Annotated in this window: 12 protein-coding genes; 8 read left to right on the forward strand and 4 right to left on the reverse strand. The window is 69.3% G+C overall.

All coding sequences use genetic code 11. From position 1 onward, the window contains the following. Complete coding sequence (locus SSMG_RS36770; protein ID WP_009084631.1) at positions 1 to 1,443, reverse strand: MFS transporter; 1,443 nt, start codon at positions 1,441 to 1,443, stop codon at positions 1 to 3. A gap of 128 nt (positions 1,444 to 1,571) precedes the next feature. Between SSMG_RS36770 and SSMG_RS36775 the strand changes: the two genes are divergently transcribed. The 6 genes from SSMG_RS36775 (at position 1,572) to SSMG_RS36800 (ending at position 6,762) form a co-directional block, all read left to right on the forward strand. Further along, a complete protein-coding gene (locus tag SSMG_RS36775; RefSeq protein WP_199841109.1) occupies positions 1,572 to 2,330 on the forward strand; it encodes a TetR/AcrR family transcriptional regulator in 759 nt (252 codons plus the stop codon). A 42-nt stretch (positions 2,331 to 2,372) separates the two neighbouring features. Next, complete coding sequence (locus SSMG_RS36780) at positions 2,373 to 2,750, forward strand: nuclear transport factor 2 family protein (RefSeq protein ID WP_009084634.1); 378 nt, start codon at positions 2,373 to 2,375, stop codon at positions 2,748 to 2,750. Between the two features lie 371 nt (positions 2,751 to 3,121). Further along, the gene (locus SSMG_RS36785; RefSeq protein WP_009084635.1) at positions 3,122 to 3,382 is read left to right on the forward strand and encodes a hypothetical protein; all 261 of its coding nucleotides are present in this window, start codon (positions 3,122 to 3,124) and stop codon (positions 3,380 to 3,382) included. Positions 3,383 to 3,387: 5 nt separating this feature from the next. After that, positions 3,388 to 3,636: a hypothetical protein gene (locus tag SSMG_RS36790; protein ID WP_009084637.1), complete on the forward strand. Its 249-nt coding sequence runs from the start codon at positions 3,388 to 3,390 to the stop codon at positions 3,634 to 3,636. Between the two features lie 7 nt (positions 3,637 to 3,643). Continuing rightward, the gene (locus tag SSMG_RS36795) at positions 3,644 to 6,394 is read left to right on the forward strand and encodes an FtsK/SpoIIIE domain-containing protein (RefSeq protein ID WP_037716085.1); all 2,751 of its coding nucleotides are present in this window, start codon (positions 3,644 to 3,646) and stop codon (positions 6,392 to 6,394) included. Beyond that, the gene (locus SSMG_RS36800) at positions 6,391 to 6,762 is read left to right on the forward strand and encodes a hypothetical protein (protein ID WP_009084642.1); all 372 of its coding nucleotides are present in this window, start codon (positions 6,391 to 6,393) and stop codon (positions 6,760 to 6,762) included. Before SSMG_RS36795 ends, SSMG_RS36800 begins: the two co-directional genes overlap by 4 nt. 82 nt (positions 6,763 to 6,844) lie before the next feature. Here SSMG_RS36800 and SSMG_RS36805 read toward each other — a convergent pair whose 3' ends face one another. Then, a complete protein-coding gene (locus SSMG_RS36805; RefSeq protein WP_107487939.1) occupies positions 6,845 to 9,364 on the reverse strand; it encodes an endonuclease/exonuclease/phosphatase family protein in 2,520 nt (839 codons plus the stop codon). A 107-nt stretch (positions 9,365 to 9,471) separates the two neighbouring features. On the opposite strand from SSMG_RS36805, the gene SSMG_RS36810 reads away from it, so the two are divergent. Then, positions 9,472 to 10,488, forward strand: a complete 1,017-nt coding sequence (locus SSMG_RS36810; protein ID WP_009084646.1) for a CapA family protein — start codon at positions 9,472 to 9,474, stop codon at positions 10,486 to 10,488. Between the two features lie 380 nt (positions 10,489 to 10,868). Here SSMG_RS36810 and SSMG_RS36815 read toward each other — a convergent pair whose 3' ends face one another. Beyond that, positions 10,869 to 11,543, reverse strand: a complete 675-nt coding sequence (locus tag SSMG_RS36815) for an alpha/beta fold hydrolase (RefSeq protein ID WP_009084649.1) — start codon at positions 11,541 to 11,543, stop codon at positions 10,869 to 10,871. Between the two features lie 92 nt (positions 11,544 to 11,635). On the opposite strand from SSMG_RS36815, the gene SSMG_RS36820 reads away from it, so the two are divergent. Continuing rightward, the gene (locus tag SSMG_RS36820) at positions 11,636 to 12,202 is read left to right on the forward strand and encodes a TetR/AcrR family transcriptional regulator (protein ID WP_009084651.1); all 567 of its coding nucleotides are present in this window, start codon (positions 11,636 to 11,638) and stop codon (positions 12,200 to 12,202) included. Here the strand turns inward: SSMG_RS36820 and SSMG_RS36825 are convergent, their stop codons facing one another. Continuing rightward, positions 12,203 to 13,129 carry a TauD/TfdA family dioxygenase gene (locus SSMG_RS36825; RefSeq protein WP_009084653.1) on the reverse strand — a complete coding sequence of 309 codons (927 nt, stop codon included), beginning with the start codon at positions 13,127 to 13,129 and terminating at the stop codon, positions 12,203 to 12,205. Positions 13,130 to 13,414 lie beyond the last annotated feature (285 nt).

Here is a 13,414-nt window from a genome sequence, read left to right on the forward strand (position 1 = left end):
TCACCGAGTGCGCGCGATCACCACAGCCGCGCCGAGAGTCAGTGCCGCGCACACCGCCGCTGCCACTCGGGTTTCCGTGCCGAACGCCGCGAAGGCCGCCTCTCGCAGCGCGTCTCCGGGCGGGAGCTTCGCCGCGGACTCCAGGGTTTTCCCGCCCTCCGGCCCCATCGCCGAGCGGTACACGGCCGCGCCGATGCTTCCCAGCAGGGCGATTCCCATCGCGCCCCCGAACTCCGCGGACGTCTCCGCCATCGCCGACGCCATTCCGGCTCGTTCCGGGGGCGCGGCGGACAGAATCACGTCCGTCACCACCGCCGCGACTCCGGCGATGCCGAGCGACACCACCGTGAGCGCCGCGATGAAAGACCCGACTCCGGGCGGCGGGAACGTCAGCACGACGAAGCCCGCCGCGGCCACGAGCAGGCCGATCGCCATCACGCGCGGTTTGCCGATCCGGGCGGCCAGCGTGGCGGCCGCGGCGATCCCGATCGGCATCACGGCGAACGTCGGCAGCGACCACAGCGCCGACTCCAGCGGGCTCATCCCCAGCACGACCTGCAGGTACTGCCAGGTGAACAGGTTGAACCCGACCAGCGCGAACGTCGCCAGCAGATCGATCAGCAACGGCACCGCGAACGCGCGCGACCGCACCAGCGCGAGGTCGATCAGCGGACGCGCGGCGGTGCGCTGACGCCGCACGAAAGCCACCCCGACAGCGAGCCCGGCAACACAGCTCGCGATCGGCAGCCAACCGAAGCCGTGCGCGGCGAGTTGCTTGACGCCGTAGACGATTCCGAGCACGGACCCGATCGACAACACCGCGCCAAGCAGGTCGAAGCGGCCTTGCACGGGCACCCGGTGTTCGGGCAGCAGCAACGGACCGAGCATCAACAGGAGAAGCATCACCGGCACGTTGATCAGGAACACCGAACCCCAGTGGAAGTGCTGGAGCAGCAGGCCGCCGATGATCGGGCCGAGCACGGCACCGCCCGCGAAACCCGCTGTCCACAGGCCGACCGCCGTCGCGCGCTGCCGGGCATCGTGGAACATGCTGCGGATCAGCGCGAGGGTAGAAGGCGCGAGCGTGGCCCCGGCGATGCCGAGCAGCATCCGGGCGACGATGAGCATCGTCGGCGTGGCGGCGAAAGCGGCGAGGACCGACGCGCCGCCGAACGCCGCCGCTCCGGCCATCAGCAACCGGCGGCGGCCGATCCGGTCGCCGAGCGTGCCCATGGTGATGAGCAGGCCGGCCAGCAGGAAACCGTACGAATCCATGATCCACAGCAGTTGCGCGCCGCTCGGCTCCAGATCGGCGGTCAACGACGGCATGGCAACGAACATCACCGACATGTCCATCGACGCCAGCACGCACGGCAGCAGCAGGACAGCCAGCCCGAGCCATTCCCGTGGACCGGCTTTCGCGGAGGTTGATTCTTCGAGCATGCGTACAAAGTACGCATGCTCGACGGCAACCCTCAAAGTCTTTTATCCGGCGCAGTTATGCGGCCATTATCCAACGCGTTAGACTTTCCGCACAGCCAGTCGATGTGTGACGAAAAGAGGTGCCTCGGGTGCAGTGCGGATCCTGCGGAAAGCCGCTCGCCGCTCCGGATCGGGGCCGTCCGCGGCAATACTGCTCAAGGGCCTGCCAGGCGAGGGCGTACCGCGCTCGCAAAGCAGAGTCCGAAGAGGACCGCGGCCACCTGACTGTCGACCGGATCGTGCGGGCGGGGATCGCGGTCGCGGACGCCGAGGGGCTCGAAGCGCTGTCGATGCGCCGGGTGGCGGCCGAACTCGGCGCGGGAACCATGGCGCTGTACCGGCACGTCGCGTCCAAAGACGACCTGGTGGCGCTGATGGTCGAAGCGGCGCTCACCGAGGTCCCGCTGCCGGAAACCCCGCCGCGAGACTGGCGCGACGGGCTGGAGCGCGCTGCGTACCGCGACTGGGACCTCTACCACCGGCACCCGTGGATCCTGGCGAAAGTGCTGGTGACCACCCGGACCCACGACAGCCCCGCGCTCTCCGCGGACAGCGAGCACGCGTTCGCCTCCTTCGACGGCCTCGACCTCGACCCGGCGGACGCGTTCCGGTACCTGTTCCTGTTCGCCTCGTACGTGCAAGGCGTCGCGCTCACCTACGTCAGCGACGTGGAGGCGGAACGCCGCGGCGCACCGGTGCACCACCCGAGCTTCGACGCCTACCCGCGCCTCGGCAAGGCGATGCGGGCGATGGCCGACCCGTGGGAGCTGGACGAACTGTTCGCGTCCGGGCTCTCCGGTGTGTTGGACGGGATCGCGGCCGATCTGGCGGGCAAGGGAATCCTCTGACGGCACCCGCTCCCGCCCCTCGGACGCTGGCAGAATTCGTTCATGGACCACCGCGCAGCTCAAGAATTCGCCACCCACTGGGCCAAGGCCTGGAACGCCCACGACCTCGACGCCCTGATGACCCACTTCGCCGACGGCGTGACCTTCCGGTCCCCGGTCGCGATCCAGGTGCTCGGCGGCGACGGCGTGATCCGCGGCAAGGAGGCGCTGCGCGCGTACTGGGCCGAGGGGCTGCGCCGGATTCCCGACCTCCGCTTCGAGGTCCTCGGCGTCTATGTCGGAGTCGACGCGCTCGTCATCAACTACCGCAACCAGAAGGGCGGGCTGGTCAGCGAGGTCCTGGTCTTCGACGGCCCGCTCGTCGTCGAGGGCTACGGCACCTACCTCGGCGACGACCCGAATCCGGCCGGCGCTCGCTGAACCGGGCGGCGGGCCGTCGCTGTCCGCAACCGGGGCAGGGGCTCGGCTCGGCCGAACGGGCCTACCCGCTAGGCTTCGCCGCAGACTTCATCGCAGCCGTCCGGAGAGGTTTCCCGGTGTCACGAATACCGTTTTGACCTGGGCGTCGGCCGCCGCACGCACGCCGAGAACCCGCAGGTCAGAAGGCTGAAACGCGGGTTTCGGGCACCGCGTGCGCACACGGGAAGCCGACGCCTGACAGGCCCCGGACCGCTGACCGCGTCCGGGGCTTTGTCGATTCTCCCGTTCTCACTTACTTACCGAAGACACCTGATCACGCTAAGTTTGTATGTGGTCGTTTCAGCCCACGACGCACCGAGGAGCCCGCCCCCATGGCCGGAGTGGAAGAGATCCGCGCTGGTATCGCGCTCGCGAACGAGAAGGCGTCCGCGAGCATCGCCGCGCTGCAGCAGGCAGCGCAGGCACTCGAAGAAGCACAGCTGTCGCTGTCCCAAGCCACCCAGGGCAGCAGCCAGCACGAGGTGAATCAGGCGCACGGCCTGCTCGCCGAAGCGCTGCAAGGGATCACCGGCATGCAAAGCACCATCCAGGCCGGCATCTCGTCGGCCGATTCCTACTCGGCGCGGCTTTAACGCCGATGTCGGGGCTCGCCGAAATCCACCAGTTGCTCACCGCCGCGCGAGCGGGGGTCGGCGACGGACGGGCGCACGCCGAGCGGGCGAGGACTCTGCTCGGCGACGCCCGGCGCGCACTCGTCGACGCGCAGGCCAAGGCAGATCCGTGGCTGCCGGGGCAATTGGCGCAGGCCGACGAGGCACTCGAGCACCTCCTCACCCGTTTAGCCGCCGCCGACGATCTGGTGGGCGGCTACCAGTCACGTCTGTAGGGATGAGATGGCCAGCAAGGCAGCCGAGCAGCGCAACCGTGTGCAAACCGCCCTCGACCGGGTCCGGCACCAGATCGGGCTCGTGCTCGGGGCCGCGGCGGGCGCGCGCGAAATGGCCGAGGCCGAGGTGGCCCGGCTGACGCTGGAACAGGAGATCGTCCGGGTCGGCATGGACCACGCCGATCCGGCGCAGCAGACGGAGTGGGCCCGGCATCCGGCGGCGCACGAGGTGTTCGCCGCGCTCGGCGGCACCCGCGCCGCCTTCTACACCGACTGGAGCGCCGGTCCCGGCGAACTGCGCGACCTCGTCGCCGCGCACGCGCCGGGCCCGGCCGGGCGGCCGCCGAGCGAATGGCTCGGCCGCGTCGGCACGAATCCGGGCGTCACCGCGCCCGGCCTGTGGCGGGTCGGGTCGGCCACCGCGGCCGGCCGCGACATCTCGCGCACGTTCGACGTCGCCGTGCCGCTGCTGGACGAATCGCACCTGGCCATCACGTCCGCGCCGAAAACGCGGCCGGTGGTCGACGGAATCGTGCAGGGCCTGCTGATGCGCGTGCTGTCCGCGTTCGAGCCCGGTGCGGTGAAAATCCACCTGTGGGACGTCGGGCAGCTCACCGCGATCCTGCCGGACCTGTACCCGCTCAGCCGCACGAGCGCGCTGTCGCTGTACGACCCGACGCGGCTGGAGGATCTGCTCGACGAACTCGCCGGGCACATCCGCCGGATCCACGCCACCGGCATGCAGGCGGGCCACACCTCGTTGCGGGAACTGCGAAAAGCCACCGGCCAGCGCTTGGAGCCGTACCGGATCGCGGTGCTGTACGGCAACGGCGAAACCCTCGACGCGGAACGCGCGCGCGACCTCAAACGCGTGGCCAGCGGCGCGCTCGCGGCCGGGATCTGCCTGATCCTGGTGGACGTGCCGACCGCGGTGAGCGCGTCGATCGAAACGCTCAGCCTGCTGGACGAACGCCGCGCGGTCAGCAGCATGACCGGCAGCGACCTGGTCGTCGACCTCGACCCGCCGATGCCGTCCGGGCAGGTCATCCGCGCGGCGAACCGCATCGCCGAAGCCCTGATTTCCAAACAGGGCGGCCCGCGTTCGTTCGCCGACCTGATGCCCGCCGAGATCGGACAGGAGAGTTCCGCGCGGGAATTGCGCGCCCCGATCGGGTTCCACGAGGGCGAAGCCGTCGAAGTGGTGATCGGCGACGCGAGCCCGCACGCGCTCATCGGCGGCCCGAGCGGTTCCGGGAAAACGAACTTCCTGTACGCCTTGCTCGGCAGCCTCGCCGCGCGCTACTCGCCGGACGAGCTGGCGTTGTACCTGCTGGACTTCAAGGAAGGCGTCTCGTTCGCCGGTCTCGCGCCCGGTCGCAAGGACTCCAGCTGGCTGCCGCACGCGAAACTCGTCGGCGTCAACGTCAACACCGACCGCGAATTCGGCCTGGCGCTGCTGCGCTTCCTCGCCGACGAATTGCGCCGCCGGTCCGCCGCGGCCAAGGAGCATGAGGTCACGAACCTGGCCGACCTGCGCGAACAGGATCCGGGCGGACACTGGCCGCGGATCGTCGCGGTGATCGACGAATTCCAGTACCTCTTCGCCGGACGCGACCAGGTCACCGCGCAGGCCACGCAATTGCTCGAAGACATCGCGCGCCGCGGTCGTTCGCAGGGCATCCACCTGGTGCTGGCCAGCCAGGACGTCGCGGGCATCGAAGCCTTCTGGGGCAAACCCGCGGTCTTCGAGCAATGCACGCTGCGCATCGCGATGCCGAAGGCGCGCCGGGTGCTCGCGGAAACGAACAACGCGGCCGTCTCCGCTCCCAAGTGGCACGCGGTGATCAACCACGATTCCGGTGTCGCGCACGGCAACCAGCTCGCGCACGTCCCGGATGCGAGCACCCGCAACGTTTTCGTGAACCTGCAGCAAAAACTGTGGGAACTCTACGCCGGCCGGTTTACCCGGCCGCGTCTGTTCGACGGGGCGCATTCGCCGGTGCTGGAACAGTTCCCGGCGTTTATGGAACTCAAGCCGAGCCCCCAGCCGCGGGCGATCCTCGGCCAGTCGATCGACGTCACCGAGGCCGCCTGCGGGGTCGAACTGCCCCGAGTTCCCGGCCGAAACGTCGCGGTCCTCGGCGGCGCGACCGCGGAAGCGCTGTCCATTATGGACTCCGCGGCTCGCTCGCTTTCCAAGCAGCTCAAGGAAGGCGAAGTCGAGTTCCTGCTGCATTGCCCGATCGAAGCGAGTTCGTCAGCCGTCGTGGACCTCAAGGACCGGCTGGTCGCCGAAGGACATCTCGCGACGCTGACCGACAACCTGTCCGCTGACCTGGAGACCATCGTCGATTCGCTCGACACGACGACGCCGCGCATCCTGCTGCTGTACGGAGTGGACGCCGCGCTGCCGTCTTTGGAAGCCAAGGCCGTCGGTCAGCTGAAGAGCGGCCTGGACCACCTGCGCACGCTGCTGAAAAACGGCCCGTCGCACGGCGTCCACACCATCGGCTGGTGGCGCAGCGTCGCCCGGCTCAAGGACACCCTCGGCTTCGGCGGCACGGACGACATCGGCACCTGGGCCGCGCTGGACGTCCAGGGCAACGAACTGTCCCCGTTCGCCGCGGGCCAGGTCGTGCACTGGTCGCCCCGCCCGGGCCGGGCTTTGTTCTTCGACCGCACCACGCACGGGGCGCCGGAAGTCATCATCCCGTTCCAGCGCCCGGAAACCGAGCCGACCGCGGGAGGCACGCCGTGACCGAGGGAACCACCAGCCCCGCCATGCGCTACAAGGAAATCGTGGGATTGGCCCGCGGTTCGGCGGACAACCTGCGCGCGTGGGAACTGGCCCGAGCGGACGAAATCGAACGCCAGCTGGCAGACGCGCACGCCGCGGTTGCTGCCGCTCGGGAACGCGAGGAGAAGGCCCACGAACGCGCGAGCCGGTGGTGGAAAATGGCGCTGCACAACGTTTCGCGGCTGAGCTTTGTCGAGGCATTGGACGACCCGCAGCCGGTTACTACGGCTCGGCCGCAGTATCTGGACCGGTATTTGGAAGAGGTCAAGCCGAGTTATCAGGAACTGGTGCAGGCAGTCCTGGGGCTCGGCTGGCGAGCAAAACGCTGACCTCGCGCCGGGCTGGCCAAAGTCCGTGAAGGACTCCTTGAGGGAATCTGATTCCCTCAAGGAGTCCTTCACGAACAACTAGCTACGCCGTTCGGTGCAGCAAGCGGTCCAGCTGGTCGAGCACGTCGTTCGCGAAGTCCGCGAACGGATTCCCCGCCGAAGGACGGAAGCGCACCACCTGCGGGTCGTGATCGCTGGCCTGGTCAGCGAACTCGGCATTCACATGCACGACGTCGTAATCCACCCCGCGCGGAGCACCCGACGCCAGAATGTGGTCCAGCACCTGCGATTGCCCCTCGTACACGTAGCTGTACCGCTCAGCCGGAGGCAGCGTCGAAATCAGGTCCTTCAACAACCCACCCGAGGTCAGCTTCGCCAACGCCGGCGAGAACTGGTAGTCGTTCAAGTCACCGGCCACCACGACGTTCGCCCGCGGGTCCGCCCCGAGCAGCTGCGCCACAAAACCCTGCAGCACAGTCGCCTGCTTCTGTCGCTGCACCTCGGAGCTGCGCGTCGGCGGCTGGTAGCGGCCGTGCGTCGGCTGGTCGCCGCCCTTCGAGTTGAAGTGGTTGGCCAGCACGAAAACCGTGCGGCCGCGGAACACGAACTCGCCCGCCAACGGCTTGCGGCTGTCCTCCCACGCCTCGTTGCCCGGGTCGACCCGGCCCGGCGACTGCGTCAGATGCGCCTTGCCGTGGTCGGAAACCACGCCCACCGAAGAGGTCGGGCTGCCGCCCGGTCGATCCACAAAGGACACCCGCGCCGGGTTGAACAGGAAGCCGACGCGGATGTTGCCGCCCGGCTGTCCGCCGTCCTCGTCGTTCACCGGGTTGATCTGCCGCCACTGGTACTGCGGTCCGCCCGCGGCAACGATCGTGTCGGTGAACTTCTTCAGCGTCGCGTCGGCATCGACCGTGCCGTCGTCGGTCGCGCCGCTGTTGTCCTGAATTTCTTCCAGGGTAACGATGTCCGGCGTCGCGAGGTTGTCGACGATGCCGTGCGCGAGCTGCGCGTACTTGGTGTCCGAATCGGACGGTGCGAGGTTCTCGACGTTGTACGTCGCCACCGAAAGCTCGCCCGGACGCTGTTTGCGCGTCGTTTCCCTCTGCAGCTTGTTGTCCTTGGCCGCACCCAGCTTCGACGCGAGCAGCGTGTAGCCGCCGTAGTTGCTGTACTCCACCGGGCCGGAGGTGACGCCGGTGAGCACGTCGCCGGTGTTGACCTTCGGAGCCGCCTGCTGCGCGGCCGGAATGATCGACTGCACCTTCAGCACGCCAGTGTTGATCTTGTCGTAGCCGAGGTAAACCGTGCCGCCGCGCGGGGTCGGGTTCTGCTGCGGTTTCGTGGTCACGTAAAGCTCGCCGTACTTGTTGCTCGGCCCGACCACGCGCGCGTCCGAGATCTGGACGATCTCGCTTTCGTGCGCTTCCCAGAAGTCCAGCGCGTACTTCGACGGCTCGAGCGGCAACGACTCGATGTTGCCGCCCGCGTTGGGAGCCAGCACATCCGGCACCTGGTCCGGGGTCAGCACGGTCGGGGCGGGCAGCGGGTTGCCCGCCGAGTCGACCGTCCACTGTGCACTGGTCAGCTCGGTCAGCGACTGGTAGTTCGACGTCGCGGGCGCGTCCGGGTAGTACTCCTTGACCTTGCCCCGCGCGGTGATCGCGTCGCCGACCGCGACCGCCGGCGTCGTCGAGCCGGTGAAGACGAACAGGCCCTCGCTGGTGCGCGGGTCGCTGTCCGGATGCGGGTCGGTGATCCAGAACCCGCGCGCCGAACCGAAGCTCCGCACCGCGGTGACGATGCCGGTGACGTCCTCGACCTGCTTGTCCTTGAACGGCGAGATCCGCGTCGTGCCCTGGATGTCGTGGATCTTCGCCGGAACACCCGGTTCGCCCGGCTGCGTGCCGGTGGTCTCGCCCTTGGTGTTGGTGGGCGTCGGGTCGCCGACGGTGAAGTCCGCGCTGTTGTCGTCGGTGTCGGCGAGCGTCGCCGCCCGCGCGACCGAGGTCGTGTTGGACGGCGCGGCGGCCGGATTTCCTTCGCGGACAACGGCATCGCCGAAGCCGACGAGGTCCTTGACGCGGCTGTCGGCCAGGCAGTCAGCGGCGGTCTTGCAGGTCAGCGGCGCGCTGTCGGACACGAGCGCGACGGTGCCCGCGGTCGCGGACATCGCGATGCCGCCGGTCGCGTCGGGCGTCGGCAGCGCGACCGTGCCGCCGTTCCCCTTCCCCTCCGCGACGAGGTAGCGGCCCTTCGGCGCGACGGACCCGGTGAGCGGCGTGACCTGCCACTTGCTCGACGCGCTCGCCGAACCGGGCAGGTACTGGACGCTGTACCCGTCGAGCGCGACCGGCGCGCCGCCGTGGTTGGCCAGTTCGATGAAGTCGTTGGTGAGCGTGGCGCCGGAATTGCCGCCGCCGCCGTAGACCTCGGCGATCAGGGCGTCCGCGCTCGGCGCCGCGGCAGCGGGCACGGCCAGTCCGCCGAGCGCGAGAGCAGCGGCGGAGACGGCAACCGCGCCTCTGGTCAGTCTTGTCCCACCGGCGCTGCGGCCCCCGGCGGGACGACGGGATATGGTCACCCTGAGTCCCCTCTGCATGACAACGGTCGAGGCATCGTCCCCCGAACAAGCGAAGCAGAGGAAGACGAAAGGGCAACGATTCGTAACGAGCTGGAGGGATTTCCTCCTTTGGACGGGTTGACGCAATGATCACGCTCGTACTCGGCGGAGACGTCAACCTGCAGGGCCGCGCGAACCCGGAAACGGCGTTCCAGCCGCTGAGCTCGCTGCTCACCGGCGCCGACGTGCGGTTCGTGAATCTCGAGGGACCGCTGTCCGGCTCGACCGGCACGGACATCCCGCACAAGCCGAACTGGCGGCATTCCCCGCCGGAGATGGTCGCCGCGCTGACCGCCGCCGAGATCGACGTCGTGTCGGTGGCCAACAACGTCACCTACCCGCCGGCCGCGGCGATGGCGAGCCTCGCCGTCCTGGACCGCGCCGGAATCGCGCATTGCGGCGCGGGCGCGAACCTCGCCGAAGCGCACGCGCCGGCGATCCTCGAACGGCCCGGCGGCCGGATCGCGTTCCTCGCCTACACGTCGCTGTGCTGGCCCGTCGGGCAGGAGGCGACGGAGGACTCGCCGGGCGTCGCCGTAGCGGGCGCTTACACGTCGTACCAACCGGATCCGCGCGTCCTGGACGTCCCCGGCCGCCCGCCGATCGTGCACACCACGCCGGTCCGCCGCGACCTGGAGCTGCTGCTCGCCGACATCCGCCGCGCCCGCGCCGAGGCCGACCACGTCGTGGTGTCGATGCATTGGGGCCTCCCTGGCGAAGAACTGGCCGAGTACCAGGTGACCTACGCGCACGCGATCGTCGACGCCGGGGCCGACCTGGTCGTCGGGCACGGACCGCACACCGTGCAGCCGGTCGAGGTGTACCGCGGCCGCCCGATCCTCTACAGCCTGGGAAACCTCGTCTTCGACTGGCCGGCCATGCGCGACCGGCACCGCGACGGCCTGCTCGCCGGCTGCGTCGTCGGCGAGCAGATGCGGGTCGAATTAGTGCCGATCCGCCGCGACGAAGACAACGAATGCGTACCGTTGACGGGAGCCGACGCCGACGAAGCACTGCGGCGCTTCGTGGAGTTGTCCGCGCGGCGCGGCACGACCGTGACGGTCAGTGATGGCTTCGCGACCGTCGAAGGACTTCGCGGCTAGACCGCCGGTCCCGCCTTCACCCGGACGGCGCATCTGCCTTAAATGCAGCTCAAGCCCGGGGTCGGCGGGTACCGGGCGGGAGTACCTTACCGATGAGCACGGAAACTGTGGCCCAGACCACTTTCGGGCCGCCCCGGCGCTCACGGGTAGCACCTCGCGGGGGAGGCGACACGGTCACGTGGGGGTTGACCGTCGTCGAGTGCGCGGGTGCCACCGCCGGAGGAAAACAGCCGCGGGCGCGGGACTTTTTCCGCTTCTCCCGCGACCGCGGCTCCACGGATTTGCCCCGGGGAAGCCTCGCGAGTGGCGAGGCGCCGCCTTGACCGCGCGGGGGAGCGCGGGAGGGGGAGGAAGGCGGCCTGCCTCGCCACTCGTGAGCATTAACCGCTGACCAGCGCCGCCGCTCGCGCGCAGATCTCGCCGTGGGTGAGCGGCAGGTAGTGGCCAGCTCCCGGCACGATCTGCAGCGCTCCGTCCTGACAGGCAGCCAAAAACCGGCGCTCGCCAAGGCGGAAGTGGTCGTGGCGGCCGTTCAGCAGCAGTACCCGCCCCGGGTACCGCGCGAGGTCGGCGAGCGGATCCATCCCAGCCGCCAGCACGTCGGGGATGACCTCGGAAGCGATTCCCGCGGCGATCGTCGGTTCCGCCACCTCGGCGGGAAGAACCCGGCGGAGCAGCCACGCGCCGTCGTCCGCAGCTGCCGCCAGCCCGCGGCTCGCGAACCGGAACCCGCCGCGCAATATCGGACTGGGCACGAGCGAACAGCCAGCTCCCACCAGGGATACGACCCGCTCCGGATGGCGGGCCGCGGTCGCGATCGAGACATAGCCGCCGAGGGAATGCCCGACCAGAACCGCGCGGCCGCCGACCTCGTCGATAGCGTCGGCGACCGCGTCGACCGCACCGTCGAGAGTGAACCGTTCCCCGCGCCGCGTCCCGTGTCCCGGCAGGTCCGGCGTCGCGATTCGACCCCGTGCCAGGCGTTTCTGCTGTTGCCAGCACGCTCCGGACAGCCGGATGCCGTGCACGAAAACCACCGGCAGCACGTCGCTCATGTCTCCCCCTTCGCCCAGTTTGCAACGGTGCGTTGCATATCACCGGTCTACCAAATGCAACGCACCGTTGCAAACGTGGTTAGGATCGAGCCATGGACCGGACCGCCTCCCGTCCGCGCAAGGCGGACGCCATCTTCTCCGCGACCCTCGCGCTGCTGGCCGAACGCGGTTACGACGCCTTGACCGTCGAAGCGGTCGCCGCGCGAGCCGGGGTGCACAAAACGACGATCTACCGCACGTGGGCGACCAAGGACGAGGTCCTCGCCGACGCCCTCGTCCAGGCCCCGGAGCTGACCTTCGAGATCCCCGACACCGGGTCGCTGCGCGGCGATCTCCTCGAACTGGCGAGGCAGATCCACCGGCTGCTGACCGATCCGGCGAACCGGCGCGTCATCACGGCCGTCGTCTCCGCGCTGCCGGACCGGGCCGCCACCGCCGAGGCCGCCGGACGCTTTTTCGCCGACCGCCTCGGCCGTGAGCAGGCCGTTTTCGACCGCGCCCACGACCGAGGCGAACTCGCCGATCCCGCGGATGCGGAAATGATCATGGATCTGCTCGGCGGGAACCTCTGGTTCCACACCTTGATCCGGGCGAACTCCGCCGACGACGTCTATCTCGAACGACTCGTCGACACCGTCCTCACCGGGGTACCCCGCTGATCAGTACGGCCGGTCCCCGACGATCGCGACGCGTTCGGCGATCCGGACGTGCGGGTGGTAGTCGTTGACCGCGTAGTGCTGGGTCGCGCGGTTGTCCCAGAACGCCACCGAATCCGGCTCCCAGCGGAAGCGCACCTGGAACTCCGGCGTGTGCGCCTGCAGGAACAAATACCGCAGCAGCCGGTCGCTTTCGCCGCGGTCGAGGCCGACGATGTGCGTGGTGAACGCCTGGTTGACGAACAACGTCCGCCGTCCGGTCTCCGGATGGGTCCGCACCACCGGGTGCTCGACCGGCGGGTACGCGTCCTGCCACTGGGCCAGCAGGTCCGGGTCGGTGAACCGGTCGAAACCGGGGACGAAATCGTGCACCGCGGTGAGGCCGTCGATCCGCTCGCGGACGTCGGCGGGCAGGTTGTCGTAGGCGGCGGCCATGTCGGCCCACATCGTGTCGCCGCCGATCGGCGGGACCTCGACGAGCCGCAGCACCGAACCGAGCGCCGGGTTCGGCCGCCAGGTGACGTCGGTGTGCCAGATGTTTTCGTACCCGGGCATCCCGGCGGTGCGGGTGAACCGCACGACCTCGTCGGAATCGCCCCGCGGGATGAACGGGTTGGTCTCCAGCTCGCCCCAGTTGGCGGCGAACGCGCGCTGCTGCTGCGACGTGATGTGCTGGTCGCGGAAGAAGAGCACCTTCCACTCCAGCAGCGCGCGGTTCAGCTCGGCCCGCAGCCGCGGCGAAACCGGCGCGCCGAGGTCCACTCCGGAGATTTCCGCGCCGATCACCCTTCCGAGCGGGCGCAGGGCGAAAAGCTCGTAGGGACGTTCTTCGCCGCCGTCCGGAAGGCGGCGCAGCACGCGCGGTCCTTCGAGGATCCCGTCGTCCGGGGTGACGGACGAGCGCAGGCGGGCAGGCAGGTCTACAGACATGGGGGTACTCCCGGAAGAATAGGCGAATTCGGCTTGGTGAGCGGGAAATCGCCTACGCGGGAGGGGAGCCGAGACGACCGCGACGCCTCAGGAGGGCGGCTACACCCTCGCCGTCCGACCGCGCCGGGGCACGGCCGGCTTGCGGCACTACCCGGTTCTCTGGCATGACTCCAATTCTGGCGGGGCGCGGAGCGGCTGGTCAAGGATCCCCACGATGTGGAATCGTCGCACGCCCGGCCGAGTGACCCGGGCCGCCTCGATGGGGTTAGATCTCCTCAGAGGGTG

The organism is Streptomyces sp. AA4, assembly GCF_000158875.1.
Classification (GTDB): domain Bacteria; phylum Actinomycetota; class Actinomycetes; order Mycobacteriales; family Pseudonocardiaceae; genus Amycolatopsis.

Bases quoted from the DNA above. Each gene is read 5' to 3' on its own strand.
- SSMG_RS36770 (WP_009084631.1), bottom strand. From the start codon at position 1,443: ATGCTCGAAGAATCAACCTCCGCGAAAGCCGGTCCACGGGAATGGCTC.
- SSMG_RS36780 (WP_009084634.1), top strand. From the start codon at position 2,373: ATGGACCACCGCGCAGCTCAAGAATTCGCCACCCACTGGGCCAAGGCC.
- SSMG_RS36785 (WP_009084635.1), top strand. From the start codon at position 3,122: ATGGCCGGAGTGGAAGAGATCCGCGCTGGTATCGCGCTCGCGAACGAG.
- SSMG_RS36790 (WP_009084637.1), top strand. From the start codon at position 3,388: ATGTCGGGGCTCGCCGAAATCCACCAGTTGCTCACCGCCGCGCGAGCG.
- SSMG_RS36795 (WP_037716085.1), top strand. From the start codon at position 3,644: ATGGCCAGCAAGGCAGCCGAGCAGCGCAACCGTGTGCAAACCGCCCTC.
- SSMG_RS36805 (WP_107487939.1), bottom strand. From the start codon at position 9,364: ATGCAGAGGGGACTCAGGGTGACCATATCCCGTCGTCCCGCCGGGGGC.
- SSMG_RS36810 (WP_009084646.1), top strand. From the start codon at position 9,472: ATGATCACGCTCGTACTCGGCGGAGACGTCAACCTGCAGGGCCGCGCG.
- SSMG_RS36815 (WP_009084649.1), bottom strand. From the start codon at position 11,543: ATGAGCGACGTGCTGCCGGTGGTTTTCGTGCACGGCATCCGGCTGTCC.
- SSMG_RS36820 (WP_009084651.1), top strand. From the start codon at position 11,636: ATGGACCGGACCGCCTCCCGTCCGCGCAAGGCGGACGCCATCTTCTCC.
- SSMG_RS36825 (WP_009084653.1), bottom strand. From the start codon at position 13,129: ATGTCTGTAGACCTGCCTGCCCGCCTGCGCTCGTCCGTCACCCCGGAC.